The organism is Anaerovibrio lipolyticus LB2005 (assembly GCF_000621545.1).
GTDB lineage: Bacteria > Bacillota > Negativicutes > Selenomonadales > Selenomonadaceae > Anaerovibrio > Anaerovibrio lipolyticus_A.
In genome coordinates this window covers 234,450-250,095 of sequence record NZ_JHYA01000005.1, presented here as the reverse complement: position 1 = coordinate 250,095, position 15,646 = coordinate 234,450, and the positions used below count along the sequence as shown (strand labels likewise).

The window sequence follows — 15,646 nt, the reverse complement described above, 5'->3', positions numbered from 1 at the left end:
CAGAGTGATTTGGGAACACAATACACCAGCGACATCTTTGAAAGATTTCTGGCCAGTAGAAAAATATGTCATTCGTACAGTCGTAAAGGATGCCCATATGATAATGCCTGTATAGAGTCATTTCATGCTTTAATTAAAAAAGAGGAAATCTACAGGCATGTTTACAAAGATTCAAAAGAAGCTTATGATAGCATCTTTGAATATATTGAGTCCTGGTACAATCGCAAGCGGACTCATAGTAGCTTAGGCTACAAGACACCAGCTGCAGTTCATGCAGAATGTGCGGCGTAAAGTCGCACTTTCGGTGTCCACTTTATTGACATAAGACCAAAGTTTCTGATCGAGTTGAGCAAATACAGCCCAGATATTTCTACTGTAATCAGAAGGAGAAAATTTAGTCTTTGTTTTCAATGTTCCATACTGATATGGTGTCCAATATGTTTTATACATTTCATGCTGATAATTTACACCTGACACCAATTCAGATTTATTGCTAAGACTCCAGTTCCTCTGAATATCTAACCCGTAACTAGTATTTCGTTCCCGAGTATCATAAGGATTTAAATTCTTATCACTATAAAAACCATTTGTTCTTATTATATCCACTGTAGGTTTATTACTAGATTGATAGTAATAGTTTGGACCAAAAGATTCTGTTAATGCAGTGTTAAAATATGCCTTTATGTTCCATAAGTCATCTTTATAATTTGCTTGGAAAAGATTTTGAGTTATAATATCGTCTCTGGAATTAAACATATCTCCAACTTGTGCACCAAGAGTATTAATACTGCCTATATCAGTTATTACTCGATAATAAGTTCCACATGTTCGAAGGAAATCATACGATACAGTAAATCTATCATTAAATTTGAAATCAAAACCCGCATTTTCTCTTTTAGCATCCTTATAGTAAGTATGAGTTTTACCAACGAAGTTTTTATTATTTAAATCAGTTGTTGAAACATCATTATCGCTTCGCCATTGCATAATATTGTATCTAAGTTTTAGTTTATCATCCGCGTTGAGATTTATATTTATATGGCTTTTTCCATGATTTCCAAAGCCTATTTTTATGTTATTTTGACTTAACTCTTTTGTTATGATATTAACAATACCAGCCATAGCCTCAGAACCATAAAGGACAGATGATCCACCTTTAACTATTTCGATTCTTTCGATTGATTCAGCAGGAATTGTAGAAATATCGTATTTACCACGTAATACAATTGGATTTCCATTTACCATGACCAAAGTACCATTATCATTTCCACGTATAGTTAAATTGCTGGTCATAGTACCCATAGAACCATTCATTTGCCCCATTGTTGCAAAAGTAAAACCATTTACTTTTGATAATGCATCCGCAGCATTCTTTGCCCCCATGTCCTTAATCTGCTCAGCAGTAATTACCTCGGTAGATGCCGGAATATCAATTTCCCTCTTCTCAGTTCTGGTTGCAGTTACAACGACCTCCTCGTCGCCGAAATCTGCCACATCAGCTGCAAACACGCTTGAGCCAGCTGCCATTATTGTCAAAGCAATAGCTGCGCTCAAATACTTCTTTTCCTTCATTTTTCCATTCTCCTCTAAAATTATATTATTAACAAAGCATTTTCAGCCTTGATAACATCCCCATTATCTTATGCCCATTATACTTTCCAAAACCTACTCAGCAACGGACAGATGCTGCTGATCATCTAATTTAAAATCATCACCATAGGCAGAATATGCAATCTCCTGAGCTCCAAAGCAAAAGTCCTGAGATGATGAATAAATATAGGCATCTCTCGACTCCCGGATACCGCCTTCCCTTATGGCTTTCATCTGCTGCAAAGACGGATCTTTAAGGTATTGGTCTTTGTAGGCCTGAATATCAAAAGACCCATGTGCGGAATAGCTTGGAAGCAAAATAATATCCGGGTCTATCTTTAAAAGCATTTCCTTAGTGAGCTTCACACCACGATTTAACCCAGCCTCAGAAAGACCATTTATAACACCAGCCCACTTACATTCATCATCATAAATGCAGTCCTTGCCACCATAATTCTGTACTACAGATATCAAGGCCACACGCTTTCGCTTTTCAGCAGGAACCTGTGCATCTATTTTTGCTTTAAGGGTATTTAATCGCTCCTCCATTAGAGCAATAAGCCTTTCTCCCTTTTCACCTTCTCCCAGAGCTGCAGCTATAAGACGAATATTATCTTTAATGTCCCCAAGATTTTTGGAGCCCTTTACTACCACCACATTAATGCCCATATCCCGCAGGGACTGAACGTAATCAAGGTTCCCCCAATCAGCTGCTATTACCAGGTCCGGCTGCAAAGCGATGATTTCTTCCAGCTTCGGATGTCTTACCTTATTAGGAATCTGCTTAGCCAGCTCCACCACATTAGAGCTGTTGGGATCATCAAGATTCGTATTGCAGGCAATCATTCGTTCAGACTTAACCAAACCCAGCACGATATTATCAGTACCAATAGTCATAGTGACAATTCTCGAAGGCTTTTCCTTAAAGTGAATTACTGTTCCTTGAATATCAGTAACTTCATATTCTCCACTTTTGGATACACTATCATTACCGCAACCAGTCATAACCAATGACATCAATGCAATTAGCAATAGCAGAATATATTTTATGTTTAATGCTCTTTTCATGTAATAACTCCCCTGTTTATCCTTGACGAACAACAACAAAGCACAAATAGAAAAACGGTTAGGAAAAACAGAACCGTTTTAAAACGCACAAAAAAAATAGCTTTTCTTGCCATAATGGCAGAAAAGCAAGATAAAAAGCATACTAACCTTAAATCCCCTTCCTGTCGCTCGCAGGTCAAAACGGTGATTTATAAACAGGCAGTTCTCCTGACTTGATTCATAGCTCTGCTACACGCCTTCCCAGATTACATTAACCGTAACCCAGTGACACATTCTATAGCTTCGCTCCTCTTACAGTGGCGGGACCGTGCTGGACTTGACCAGCTTCTCTATTAAGCCTCACGGCACCTGTTTCAGTTTTATTAAATTTTGATTAAAATTAAACAACAACTAAAAGTATACTCTTTTTGTTATAATTGTCAATTACAATTACCAGAAATAATAGTTGTTAATTAAAATAACTTTATGTAATCATTATTAACTTATTATCATACATTAAATTTAAAAATACCTTTTGAGCATAATTAACTATCGTATATCCATATTCTTTCTCAGTAAATAGAGAAAATAAGGTGTACCCAACACAGCTGTCATAATACCAACATTGATTTCACTATTTGGAAGCAGCATTCTGCCCACAGCATCACAAAATACCAGGAACACAGCTCCCCCCACCATACTTGCCGGTAACAGATGGCGATGATTTGGTCCCACCAGCATACGCATCATGTGAGGAATAATCAAGCCTACAAACCCAATACTGCCTGTAATACATACAGAGCTGGCAGTAGTCATGGTGGCCACAGCAAGCAAAATAAGCCTGAATTTCGTAACATTCATCCCCACTGCCTTGGCCTCTGCCTCACCTAAAGCAAGAATATTCAAGTGTCTTGCCATAAGCATCATAATAATTATTCCCAGACTTATAGGGACAACCCCCATAAATACATGCTCCCAACGGCGATAATCAAGACTGCCAATGGTCCAGAACAGGTACTGCTGAACCTTGTGATCGTCCATTATCGTCAGCATGGCGGCTGTCAAGGCACTAAATAGCATTCCTACCACCACACCAGCCAAAAGTAGTGTCAATACGGGTATACGCCCATGTCTTGTGGCAAGACCTATGGTAAGAGACACCGCAATTACTGCACCAATAAAAGCAGATATCGGAAGGCCAACAAGGCTGGTACTGTTAATTCCAATAATAATTGCTATTACGGCCCCAAAGGTGGCACCACTGGACACACCAATAATACCAGGATCTGCCAGAGGATTACCAAACAAGCCCTGAAGCACTGCCCCGGAGGCCGCCAATCCGGCTCCTACCAAAAGCCCAACTACAGTTCTAGGAGAACGGATAAACATCAGCACAGCCTCCTGCTGCTCTGTTACATTAATATTTTCAAGGAAAGGAAGCCCCATTTTATGAAAAAACCACGCCACCACCTGCATAAAGCTCAAATCATATTGCCCTGCAGACAGGGATGTGCAGATTACCAGCAAAAGAGCCACAAACAAAATAACGGCTATGAGCTTGTGATGATAATTATTCATACGCTACCGCCTTTCCGTGATTGTGTCTGTCACCAATTATCGTTTTAATAAGCTCTTTTTTTCTGCCATCATCAGGGGCAGGAACCGTAAAAATATCCACATGGCCAGTTTCCTTATTTATTAAGGAACGTATATCCACCCCATAGGCCTCAGTAAGCAGTCCGTCAGTAAGTACATCCCCAGGATTGCCATCGGCAATGATGTTCCCTTCTTTTAACAGCATAAGCCTGGAGCAATATCGGGCCGCCAAATTCAGTTCATGAACCACCATGATAACCGTCTTGCCATATTTACACATTTCCTGACAAAAACGGAAAATCTCCTCCTGATAAAATAAATCCAACCCAGATGCCGGCTCATCCAAAAACAATACGTGGGTCTGTTGGGCCAGAACCTTGGCGAGATAAACCCGCTGTCTCTGGCCGCCAGACATGGCTCTGATAGGTGTATTAGCCAGCTCCATGACTCCGGTATATTGCATGCAGGCATCCACAATGTCCGTGTCGCTATCACTGCTCTGCTCCCACCATTTCTTATATGGATACCTTCCCGCCATTACCATATCTCTGGCAGTGTAATCAAAGGTCATTTCCACCTGCTGTTGAAGATAGGCTATTTGAACTGCCAACTCCCGCTGTGAATAGCTTTTCAGCTCCTTACCAAATAAGGTAATACTCCCCTTTACCAAGGGTAAAAAGCCTCTAAGTGATTTCAACAGGGTACTTTTCCCGGCACCATTTTTGCCAATAATACCAATAAATTCACCAGGTTCAACATCAAATGAAGCATTGGTTATTATTATATTTTTATCATAACCCGTAGTTATGCTTCTTGCACTTAATATATTTTCCATAAATTACTCCGCAACGAATAAATTTGTAAAAAAATCATACTTAAGTTATAATCATCCAACGTTTTTAAGTATACTATTTAGGTTATTATTGTCAAATTTAATTATCACTAATAGCATATTTCTATGCACAAAAAAGCTGTCAACTTGTTTAAGTAATATGTACTAAACAAGTTGACAGCCTAATTAAACTACAGCAGTCTTATCAAACGTCAGTTGTAATTTCCCCATTCTTGATGGTAAACTGAACCATCTGTGAGAAGGAGCTGTCACCGGTAGGACTTACAAACTCGAAGAAATAGCCATAGAGTCCATCCCCTGTTTCAGCGTCATCAAATACAGGGTTACTGCCAATAGTAAAGGTTTCAGCCTCCACTGGAACATACTCATTTGTGTTAGAAGAAAGAGGCATAGCATAGTGAATAGTAGTAACGGTGTCACCTGCTTTTAGCTTCATAAAGTGACGATCACCCATACCATTATCATCTATACCCTTCCAGGCACCAATAATATGATATTTTTCATCGTTATAGGAATAGGAAACCTGCAAATTACATTCCACACCATTTAACTTTATAGGAATGGAATAAATATTATAATCATCCTCCTCTGCGGTGATTTCCACATATACAGGATGTCCATCAAGCATTGGCCATTTACCATAGAAATTGTCCTTAAAAATACCACTGTCCCAATCACCGATTATATTGGAATCACTGCCAAGGGCCAACAAGACATCTTCTTTTTCATCAATATATACCAGCTGACAATGAACTGCTGAAAGCATATCCATCTGCTGCTCAGATAAAGAAACATAGGAAATACCATCATTATCTATGTTCACAGGGGTATCCTCCAGCTGAGACACATCACAAAGCTTGTGGAAGGACGTAGCCTGAGGAGTAGGCAAAGCAGAATTTCCAAGGCTGCTGCCTGCCAAAACATTATCCGCTTCTTCTGGCCATTCACCACTGAGCAAATAATAATACAAACATTTATGAGCAAAAGAAGCTGCATCCTGGTCAACATAACTGGAATAATTATCCACATCACCATCATAAGGATAGTAGCCGGATAAGCCGCTTCCTCTCCGACGGTATTCGCCCTGAACCTTATATACAACTGCATTGTCAATAGAATTCATCAACTGTTGGGCTGTCCTCGGCATAATATGCTGAGCCCTATAGGCCAAATCACCAAGATCCACCATATTGGAATACCCCTGTTCCCTGGTGTTGCCGCCATAATTTTCTGCCCGCTGTGCATCACGTCCAAAGTCGGAGAAAAATTTCTGGGGATTATTCTTGGCCTGACCAAGTGCTTCTACGCCAAAGGATTCATAAGCTGATTTTACAGCTGGAACCCTGGACAAATCAACTACGGAAAGAGTTGCTGTTTCCTCTGTACCATATTCCTCACAGCCAATCATATAGCTGTCACAAATAGACCTGCCCAAAGTAGCACCATCCATGGAAGGATTTTGGGCAAGAGCTCTAACCCAGCCTGCATAATCCCAGCCATTACTAGGCTCAATTTCCTCAGAAGCTGTCATGTATCTGGATATACCATTAAGCATATTTGCAACATCGTAGGTACCCATCAGACAGGCATCAAATCCCACCAGTTCAAAAGGTGGGGCCTCTTGAGATGTACCATATACGCCTGCAAAGGCATTCTGTATATCATTTAGACTAAGGGAATTATCTGTTCGCTCATCTACGCAAACACCGCCTGTGGTGCCGCCACCATGGTTCCAAAAAACAAATACCCTGTGATCAGCCGGATAATTATCCTTGCCGAACTGTAAAAAATTCTGAAGGGTGCTCTTGTCCCCCATATCAGCATCGGGTACCATCTCAAGCTCATGCAGGCCACTGGCATCGTAGAGATAACGGCCTATCACATTATTCCCCATAACATCATTTTGCCATTCATAGCTTCCTCCGGTCTGAAAAACAACCTTTACATTTGGAGGAAGATTTACATCCAACAGCTCCTCTATATCGGTTGTGGCCGAACCATACTGTGTCTCCAGATCCGAGCCACAAATATACCAATACACCACCCAGTTATCACTGGAATTATAAGCATAAGGATTAGCATAAGTCCGTTCATAAGAGCCATTGGACCCCAATCCCGTCAATATGACGGCAACCATAACAATCAACGGAATAAGCGATTTTCTTAAGCATCGCCAAATATCAACCTTCATTTTTCCACCTCGATTTATACAATTCACTAACTAAAAGATTCCATTAACATTATACGATAAAAACACCCACCAGAAAATACTGGCAGGTGCTTAACTTAAAATATTAAGAAGGTTAAATTTTACTCAACTACCCAAACGTCGCCGTCCTCGTCCACGAGAACATCACCGGACTCTACAGGTTCATCAACGATAAGCTCAACTTCCTCATCCATTAAAGCGTAGTTGGAAGAAGTTACGTTACAGTCCAAAGAAGCTGCGCTAGCCATCTGAGCACCCAAAGCAAATACCATAGCTGCCAAAATCATACTAAACTTTTTCATAATTATAATCTCCTCTCGATTCGTAAAACACCTTTTTACCTTTTTTCATACCATGACAGTTTTTCAAAAAATAACAAAATTACAAGCCATTTACAAACTTCTTCAGGCCTTCAACATCAACTGGAGCCCAATACGTCTTGCCATCGTCACCCTTTACAATTTCGCACTTGCATTCATAGGTCTGCCCCATCTTAAGTGGGAACTCGTTGATGTAGTTCTCAATGCACTCCAGAGTAGCCTTCTGGAAATCCGGATCCTGCTTGAACTGCTCAACAGTATAGCCATTAGCCTGCAGGGCACCCAACACAACGCCAAGAGCAATAATATCCTCATTAGTTTCAGCCAGCTTTGCAGCACCTGCCTGATCAAGAACATTGGCTGTTACCTCTACTACAGGATGCTCAGCATCATCTGTCTTAATCTTGGTCTTAATCTGCATAGCTGCCTTCATCTTGGTGATGTATGTAGCAGTGATATCCTCAACATTTGCATCATTCAGTGGGAACTTAGCAAAAGCCTTCAGCAAATCGCCAATTACTGCCTCCTGAATCTGCTCCTCCTGAGCCTTTGTCATACCAGTTGCTGCCATACTATCTGATACGCCATAGGCCATTATCTCAGAATAACCTAAAACAGCCTTGTCGGCACTGTCCTTTGGCTTCTCCGTGCCGCAGCCCGCGATAGCGAAAATGGCAATCAAAGCCACCAACCCTACCAGCAATTTTTTCATCATTTTCTTTTTCCTCCCTGAACTTGAATATTATTTCCCATCATGGTATTGTCTACTCAGGAGAAGAATATTTTCTCCCCACTAGACAACTTAATTTTAAAAAAATATTCAATCAATTTCAACGACTTTGCAAAAAGTGGTCGATTTTTGCAAAAAGTGGTCGATTTTTAGACCAATTGACTTTTCTTCTATAACTTTTTTGTTATAGAACGAGCAATCAAAAGCTAATTTCTATTAAAGAGGTTCGTGATGGATAATCTTATTATTCCAATATGTATCTTAATAACTGTGCTCCAGGTAGCTCATACATATCTCAGATTTTTGGCGTTTAAAAAAGAAATGAACCAAGAGGATATCCAGCGCCTATGGTATTCAGTTACTGGCTTTGCCGTCCTAAGCTGCTTTATTTATTACAACATTTTAAATGATTTAGTTCTTAGTACCATTACATATAAGACCCTGCTCATTCTTGGCTGGATTCCCTATTTTTTTATTTTTCTTCTGGCTATCCCCCGTCATATTTCCCTTCATATCTTTGTACTGGGAATGTCCGGAATATGGAGCTTTTTCCTTTATACCCTCAGCAGCTTTATCCTGATTATTTTTTTCAATGATTTGCATTATATACTGACTACACTGCTTTTCACCTTAATAAACATTCTGCTGTTTGTTCTGCTGCTTCCTATAGAGCGACGTATTTTCTCCCGGCTTCTGCCTCTTGATGAGTTCTTTCGGGATAAAAATATTGGTCTTTATATTGCCAGTCTGCCTCTGTCAATTTTCATTGCTCACATAATTATGACCATTGACAATACCCTGTTATCTTCATGGGAGCAACGATTGTCCAGGTTTTACCTCCCCCTTGTTTTCCTATGTTGTTATCACTATGTTCAAATCGCTGCAAAGCAATACAAGGAGAAAAAGCTGCTGCTTATTGACAATCAACAGCTGTCCAATGAGATGGTGTCCTTGGTGGAGCACCGTCTTATGCTGGAAAAAAACAAGACCATGATAAAACGGTTCCGTCAGAGCTTTCTTGCCAGCTATGACCGACTACTTAATATGATTGATGCCCAAAAGGGTGACGAGATAAAGGCTTTTCTGGTAAAGCAGGAGCAAAAGCTGCCCTCTGCCGTCATTCTTTCATATTCTGATTCGCCAATTATCAACACCGCCATTTCCATTTACAATTCCCGAACCCAAAAGCTGGGAATAAAGTTTACTCCAAAGGTAAACCTGCCGGCAAATTTCAATACTGATGAAAATGACTTGAGCATATTGCTGTCCAATCTGCTGGAAAACTCCCTTCAGGCCTGCATCAAGGAGCAGGAAAAGGGGTATAATAATCTCGAAATATCGCTTAAAATACAACATAACGGCCATCAATGTGTAATATCCATAACCAATCCATGCTCCACGCCTATTGATCTTGACGAGGAGGGACTGCCCCGTGCCACCAGAGAAGGACATGGCATTGGTATGGTGTCCCTGAAAATGTTTTTGGAAAAATATCATGGTTATGCCACCTTTACCCAAAATAATAATCAGGTAAGTATGTTCTTATATTGGAGGAATGATATATCATGCTAGCATTCTCCTACGCCCTTTTGGTTACCATAATACAATTGGCAGGGGCTTACATCCGCTATTTGCCCTTCAGCCAGATTATGGAACGGAAAGAAGCTGCTACTCTATGGCGCAATATGCTGATATGGAGTGTTTTCGGACTGCTTATAAATTTTTCAGTTACCTATTCACTGGGAATAACTATGGCAACATATAAACTGCTCTTTTTCTTTGGCATGACTCCATACTTAGTTATCTCAGTAATTCATATCCCCCACCGTTTGCCACAGCATCTTTTTGTATTGGGTATTCAGGCTCTCTACGCTTTTATGCTCCATTCCAGCTCCGGAATTATCCTTACGCTGATTTATTCCAACATGACAGCCATATTACTGCCACTGCAACTCACTTTGTGGATATTCCTGTTTTTGCTTATATATCCTTGGGGACAAAAGCTATTTACCAGTCTTTTGCCAGACGAGCAATTTGTATCCGACACCAGGCTTCGCTGGTATATAGCATTTTTACCTATTTCCTTCTATGTGGGATGTTTGATATCCATCTCCAATGTGACCTTCCTGCCGGAATTAAGTACCCGCTTAAGCCGATTTTCCATTCCTCTGTTCTTTTTCATTTTCTATTCCATCGTTCATTACAATTCAGATGAGGAACAGCAGCACAAAAAGCTCAAGGAAAACAAGGAACGACTTACAAAACAGCGTGAAAGTCTAAAGGAACACACAAAATTAATGCAGGAAAATGAAAAAGCCCTTTCCGTATTACGCCACGATATGCGTCACAGCTACCGACTGATTTACGCCTTATTGGAAAAGGGTGACTACGACAGCATCAGAAATCATATTGCTGCCCAAAAAGCCCTGCTGGAGCACACCTCAGAAAACGCCAAATAACATAAAAAAACAAGACCTTATCTGCTTGAACTAACAGATAAGGTCATTTTTTATCACTTCACTTGTTGATTATATGGTTCATATATGCCACTTTTACATCCTGGCGCTTACGACGGCTTATGGAAAGCTCAGAGCCATCAGTCATACGAAAGGACTCTGATTCCATATCCTCCACATAATCCATGTTGAGAATCATGCGATGATTGAATTCCAAAAAGCGCTCATCCTTCAGCAATAAATCACATGCCTCCCCATAAGACATAAGTGACACCAGGACTTTATTATCCAAATGAAAATTTATATTATGGGAATCAAAAACATCAATGTAAATTATGTCACTATAAGAAATATCTATAGGAGCTCCGTTGACCTTTAAGGTTATACCACCTTTCTTTTTTAGCAATTTCGGAAAAATAAAATCAAAGGTCTCGGCAAATTCCTTTTGGTGCTCTGTCAATGGCTTTATGAAATACCCTATGGCAAATACCCGATACCCCTCAAGGATATGTTCATCGCTGGAGGTTAAAAATATAATGCTGACCTCACTATCGGATTCACGAATTTTCTTGGCTGTTTCCAGACCGGTTATTCCCGTCATATAAATATCCAAAATAACCAGGTCAAAGGCACCGGAATCATATTTTTCCAGCAAAGCCTCACCACTATCAAAGGTCGTAATGTGAACAGAGCTTTCCTCCAGGGAAAAATTTGTATGAATATAGTTTTGGCAATATGTTAGGACATCATTACGGTCTTGCTCATTATCGTCAACAATGGCAATATTCATAATTATATGCTCCCTGCTTTATCAAAATTATCTGGGTAAACAGAAAAACACCTACTTTATAAGTATTATTTTATAACAAAAAAAGGTTATTTTCTACTACCATAGCCCATTTTCTATCGTGAAATTAAACGAAAAAAGAGAGCCCCCAAAGGGACTCTCTCAGTTTTTAAAGCATTGTACTTTAGCAAGAAGCTAATATTACAGCTGAGGACCAGCAGCAACAAGAGCCTTACCAGCAGCATTGCCAGTGTACTTGCCGAAGTTCTTAATGAAGCGACCAGCCAAATCCTTAGCCTTAGTCTCCCACTCGGAAGCATCTGCATAGGTGTCACGAGGATCGAGGATCTTAGGATCAACACCTGGCAGCTCAGTAGGTACCTCGAAGTTAAACATAGGAATCTTCTTGGTAGGAGCAGTCTTGATGTCGCCATTGAGGATAGCATCGATGATACCACGGGTATCCTTAATGGTGATACGCTTGCCAGTACCATTCCAACCAGTGTTTACGAGGTAAGCCTTTGCATCGTTAGCAGTCATCTTCTTAACGAGCTCCTCACCGTACTTAGTAGGGTGCAGCTCGAGGAATGCCTGACCGAAGCAAGCGGAGAAGGTAGGAGTTGGCTCAGTGATGCCACGCTCGGTACCTGCCAGCTTAGCAGTGAAGCCAGAGAGGAAGTAGTACTGAGTCTGCTCTGGAGTCAGGATGGAAACTGGAGGCAGAACGCCGAATGCATCAGCGGAGAGGAAGATTACGTTCTTAGCTGCTGGAGCGGAAGAACCTTCCTTAATGTTCTTAATGTGGTTGATAGGATAAGATACACGAGTGTTCTCGGTAACGCTCTTATCAGCGAAGTCGATCTTGCCGTTAGCGTCAACAGTTACGTTCTCAAGCAGAGCGTTTCTCTTGATAGCGCCGTAGATGTCTGGCTCAGACTCAGGGTCCAGGTTGATAACCTTAGCATAGCAGCCACCCTCGAAGTTGAATACGCCATTGTCGTCCCAACCATGCTCGTCATCACCGATGAGCTTACGCTTAGGATCAGTGGACAGAGTGGTCTTACCAGTACCGGAGAGACCGAAGAAGATTGCAGTGTTCTCGCCGTTCATGTCGCAGTTAGCGGAACAATGCATGGAAGCGATACCCTTCAGTGGGAGGAAGTAGTTCATCATGGAGAACATACCCTTCTTCATCTCGCCGCCGTACCAAGTGTTAATGATTACCTGCTCCTTGGAAGTAGTGTTGAAAGCTACGCAAGTCTCGGAGTTCAGACCGAGTTCCTTGTAGTTGGTTACCTTAGCCTTGGAAGCGTTGTATACAACGAAATCTGGCTCGAAGTTAGCAAGTTCCTCAGCAGTTGGCTGAATGAACATGTTGGTTACAAAGTGAGCCTGCCATGCAACCTCAACGATGAAACGAACTGCCATACGGGTATCTTTATTAGCACCGCAGAAAGCATCAACAACATAGAGCTTCTTATTGCAGAGCTCTTTCTTAGCGATATCCTTAACAGTTGCCCATACGTCCTCAGACATAGGATGGTTATCATTCTTGTACTCTTCGGAAGTCCACCAAACCTTATCCTTGGAATTAGCGTCCATAACGATGTACTTGTCCTTAGGAGAACGGCCAGTGTAAATACCAGTCATAACGTTTACAGCACCGAGCTCAGTCTGAGTACCAACCTCGAAACCCTCGAGACCAGCCTTAGTTTCTTCCTCAAACAGTACCTCATAAGAAGGGTTGTGAACAATCTCAGTAGTACCAGTGATACCATACTTAGTCAAGTCAAGTGTTGCCATTTTGCTATCTACCTCTTTCTTTTAACTATTCTGCCACAATGATCTGCTACCCCTCTGAGTCTTTCGACCCAGGACTCAAATCAAATCATTTATGACATTTATGATTAGATAAACACAATTCCGTCTAGCGGAATATCCTTTTTGTATTTTAGTCGTTTTAAGGCAATTTGTCAAAAATTGTTAAGTATTATTTTATGATAATATCTGGTTATAGTTCCTATTACTTTTTCTTATTTTCAGCAAATTGTAATACACTTTTAGGCATTTCTGCCTTTTCCACAGTGTTTTCATGGGAAATTTTAGCCATTTTTAACTTAGCCAATCCCGCTGGTATTCCAAAATTATTTAATTTGGACAACTCATCCAAGAGCTGGAATTCATCCTTGCCATCAATATCCTGACCAAGGGCTGTAAGAACACTTTCATTGAATTTATACGGACTGGCTGTGGAGACAATGACAACATTTTTCTGATCATCCAGCTTATAAAAGGCATTCCAGGCAACGGCGGTATGAGGATCCGGAATATATTTTTCCATATCATACTCCTTTTTTATCATACCTTTTGTGGCCTCATCATCAGACCAATCTGCACTGAATACCTCTTTAATCTTGGACAATACCTCTGCTCCAATATCGTATTTTCCGGTTTCAGCCAATTCCTTCATCCATCCAGCCACCTTGGCTGCATCCCCCGTAACATGATAAAGCAGACGCTCCAGATTGCTGGAAATAAGTATATCCATGGAAGGGCTGATCGTCTTGAAGAAATCACGGTTCCTGTCATAAACTCCGGTGTTGAGGAAATCCGTAAGTACATTATTGGTATTGGAAGCACAAATTAGCTTCTTTACAGGAAGGCCCATGGACATAGCATAAAAGCCCGCCAAAATATCGCCAAAATTACCTGTTGGTACCACAAAGCTAATCTTATCCCCGGCCTTAATGCACCCCTTTTTAAGCATATCTGCATAAGCGCTGAAGTAATATACGATCTGAGGTACCAGGCGCCCCCAGTTTATGGAGTTTGCTGAAGAAAGGGAAATTCCCTTTTCATTGAGCTGAGCATTGAATTTACTGTCGCTGAAAATAGCCTTTACACCGCTCTGGGCATCGTCAAAATTGCCCTTTACAGCAGTAACATTCACATTGCTGCCCTGTTGGGTAACCATCTGCAAACGCTGAATACGGCTGACACCATTATCAGGATAGAAAACCATAATCTTGGTCTGCTCCACATCCTTAAAGCCTTCCAGTGCAGCCTTGCCGGTATCACCGGAGGTGGCCACAAGAATAAGCACTTCATTCTTTTCACCAGTTTTCTTTAAGGCTGTAGACAACAGCTGAGGCAGCAGCTGCAGGGCCATATCCTTAAAGGCAGATGTAGGTCCATGCCAAAGCTCCAGCACGGAAACATCCTTTAAGAAATTTACAGGAGCAATAGCGTCATCGTCAAATTTACCATTACCATAGGCACGGCTCACACAGCCCTCAATTTCCTCCTGGGTATAGTCTGTCAAAAAGAGGCTGAGAACCTTTACGGCACGTTCCTGATAGGAAAGATGCTGTAAGCCTTCAATAAATGCCATATCCACATGGGGCATGCTGTCTGGTACAAAAAGACCGCCATCATCAGCCAGCCCTTTAATAATTGCCTCTGCTGAAGATAATTCCTGGTTGTTTCCACGTGTGCTGATATATTTCATATTATTTTCACTCCTTTTTAATGCCTTCCCCTTTTGGGAAGAGGGACCGTATGCGGTGGATGAGGTCATCTAATTAACTTTCCCACAGTAGCATTTACAGCCTTTATCAAATCATTGGGAGATAGCAGAAGCTGCTGCCCACGGATTCCGGCACTTATGGCAATGGTATCCCAATTCCCCGACGATTCATCAAGAAAAACCGGATAATTTTTCTTGGCCCCAAGTGGAGAACAGCCACCCCGTATATAACCAGTAAGCCCCAGCACTTCCTTCAGGGCAACCATTTCAACGCTCTTATTGCCTGAAGCCTTTGCTAGGGCTTTAAAATCCAGTTCACCATCCCCAGGTATGCAGGCCATAAGTACACCGGTTTTGTCACCACGACAAACCAAGGTCTTAAACACCATTTTTACATCCATTCCTGTGGAGGCTGCAACATGAATCGCACTGAGATCGTCTAAATCCACCTCATAGGTTTTTATATCATAAGGTATTTTTAGATTATCCAATATGCGTGCTGCATTTGTCTTTTTAATTTTCATAATCGAAT

General features: G+C 41.1%; 14 protein-coding genes and 1 riboswitch. Of the genes, 3 read left to right on the top strand and 11 right to left on the bottom strand.

Annotation, left to right across the window (positions count from 1 at the left end; genetic code table 11):
- The coding region (locus tag T355_RS14970) for an integrase core domain-containing protein (RefSeq protein WP_155851682.1) at positions 1-291 on the top strand (291 nt) is incomplete at its 5' end.
- Here T355_RS14970 and T355_RS13800 read toward each other — a convergent pair.
- The 7 genes from T355_RS13800 to T355_RS0106635 all read right to left on the bottom strand — a co-directional run bounded on the left by T355_RS13800 (position 244) and on the right by T355_RS0106635 (position 8,330).
- Positions 244-1,572 carry a TonB-dependent receptor plug domain-containing protein gene (locus T355_RS13800; protein ID WP_051555433.1) on the bottom strand — a complete coding sequence of 443 codons (1,329 nt, stop codon included), beginning with the start codon at positions 1,570-1,572 and terminating at the stop codon, positions 244-246. The two genes, T355_RS14970 and T355_RS13800, sit on opposite strands and share 48 nt — an antisense overlap.
- Positions 1,573-1,665: 93 nt before the next feature.
- Positions 1,666-2,658, bottom strand: a complete 993-nt coding sequence (locus T355_RS0106660) for an ABC transporter substrate-binding protein (protein ID WP_037329938.1) — start codon at positions 2,656-2,658, stop codon at positions 1,666-1,668.
- Positions 2,659-2,837: 179 nt separating this feature from the next.
- A riboswitch (cobalamin riboswitch) is annotated at positions 2,838-3,025 on the bottom strand.
- Positions 3,026-3,186: 161 nt separating this feature from the next.
- Positions 3,187-4,215 (bottom strand): FecCD family ABC transporter permease, encoded by a 1,029-nt coding sequence (locus T355_RS0106655; RefSeq protein ID WP_037329937.1) that lies wholly within the window; start codon positions 4,213-4,215, stop codon positions 3,187-3,189.
- The gene (locus T355_RS13795) at positions 4,208-5,068 is read right to left on the bottom strand and encodes an ABC transporter ATP-binding protein (RefSeq protein WP_051555432.1); all 861 of its coding nucleotides are present in this window, start codon (positions 5,066-5,068) and stop codon (positions 4,208-4,210) included. Before T355_RS13795 ends, T355_RS0106655 begins: the two co-directional genes overlap by 8 nt.
- Before the next feature lie 202 nt (positions 5,069-5,270).
- Entirely contained in the window at positions 5,271-7,277 is a 2,007-nt protein-coding gene (locus tag T355_RS0106645) for a clostripain-related cysteine peptidase (RefSeq protein ID WP_037329936.1), read from the bottom strand.
- 119 nt (positions 7,278-7,396) lie between these two features.
- Complete coding sequence (locus T355_RS0106640) at positions 7,397-7,597, bottom strand: hypothetical protein (protein ID WP_027397086.1); 201 nt, start codon at positions 7,595-7,597, stop codon at positions 7,397-7,399.
- Between the two features lie 79 nt (positions 7,598-7,676).
- Positions 7,677-8,330: a lipoprotein gene (locus tag T355_RS0106635; protein WP_027397085.1), complete on the bottom strand. Its 654-nt coding sequence runs from the start codon at positions 8,328-8,330 to the stop codon at positions 7,677-7,679.
- Between the two features lie 246 nt (positions 8,331-8,576).
- Here T355_RS0106635 and T355_RS0106630 point away from each other — a divergent pair, with 246 nt between their 5' ends.
- Both T355_RS0106630 and T355_RS0106625 read left to right on the top strand, forming a co-directional pair.
- Positions 8,577-9,917, top strand: coding sequence for a GHKL domain-containing protein (locus tag T355_RS0106630; protein WP_027397084.1), 1,341 nt, complete (start codon positions 8,577-8,579; stop codon positions 9,915-9,917).
- The gene (locus T355_RS0106625; RefSeq protein WP_027397083.1) at positions 9,911-10,804 is read left to right on the top strand and encodes a hypothetical protein; all 894 of its coding nucleotides are present in this window, start codon (positions 9,911-9,913) and stop codon (positions 10,802-10,804) included. Before T355_RS0106630 ends, T355_RS0106625 begins: the two co-directional genes overlap by 7 nt.
- A 58-nt stretch (positions 10,805-10,862) precedes the next feature.
- Here T355_RS0106625 and T355_RS0106620 read toward each other — a convergent pair whose 3' ends face one another.
- The 4 genes from T355_RS0106620 to ybaK form a co-directional block, all read right to left on the bottom strand.
- A complete protein-coding gene (locus T355_RS0106620; protein WP_027397082.1) occupies positions 10,863-11,591 on the bottom strand; it encodes a LytR/AlgR family response regulator transcription factor in 729 nt (242 codons plus the stop codon).
- A 198-nt stretch (positions 11,592-11,789) separates the two neighbouring features.
- A complete protein-coding gene (gene pckA, locus T355_RS0106615) occupies positions 11,790-13,391 on the bottom strand; it encodes a phosphoenolpyruvate carboxykinase (ATP) (protein WP_027397081.1) in 1,602 nt (533 codons plus the stop codon).
- Between the two features lie 220 nt (positions 13,392-13,611).
- On the bottom strand, positions 13,612-15,096 hold the full coding sequence (thrC, locus tag T355_RS0106610; protein ID WP_027397080.1) for a threonine synthase: 1,485 nt from the start codon (positions 15,094-15,096) through the stop codon (positions 13,612-13,614).
- Between the two features lie 65 nt (positions 15,097-15,161).
- Positions 15,162-15,638 carry a Cys-tRNA(Pro) deacylase gene (ybaK, locus tag T355_RS0106605; RefSeq protein ID WP_037329935.1) on the bottom strand — a complete coding sequence of 159 codons (477 nt, stop codon included), beginning with the start codon at positions 15,636-15,638 and terminating at the stop codon, positions 15,162-15,164.
- Positions 15,639-15,646: the final 8 nt, after the last annotated feature.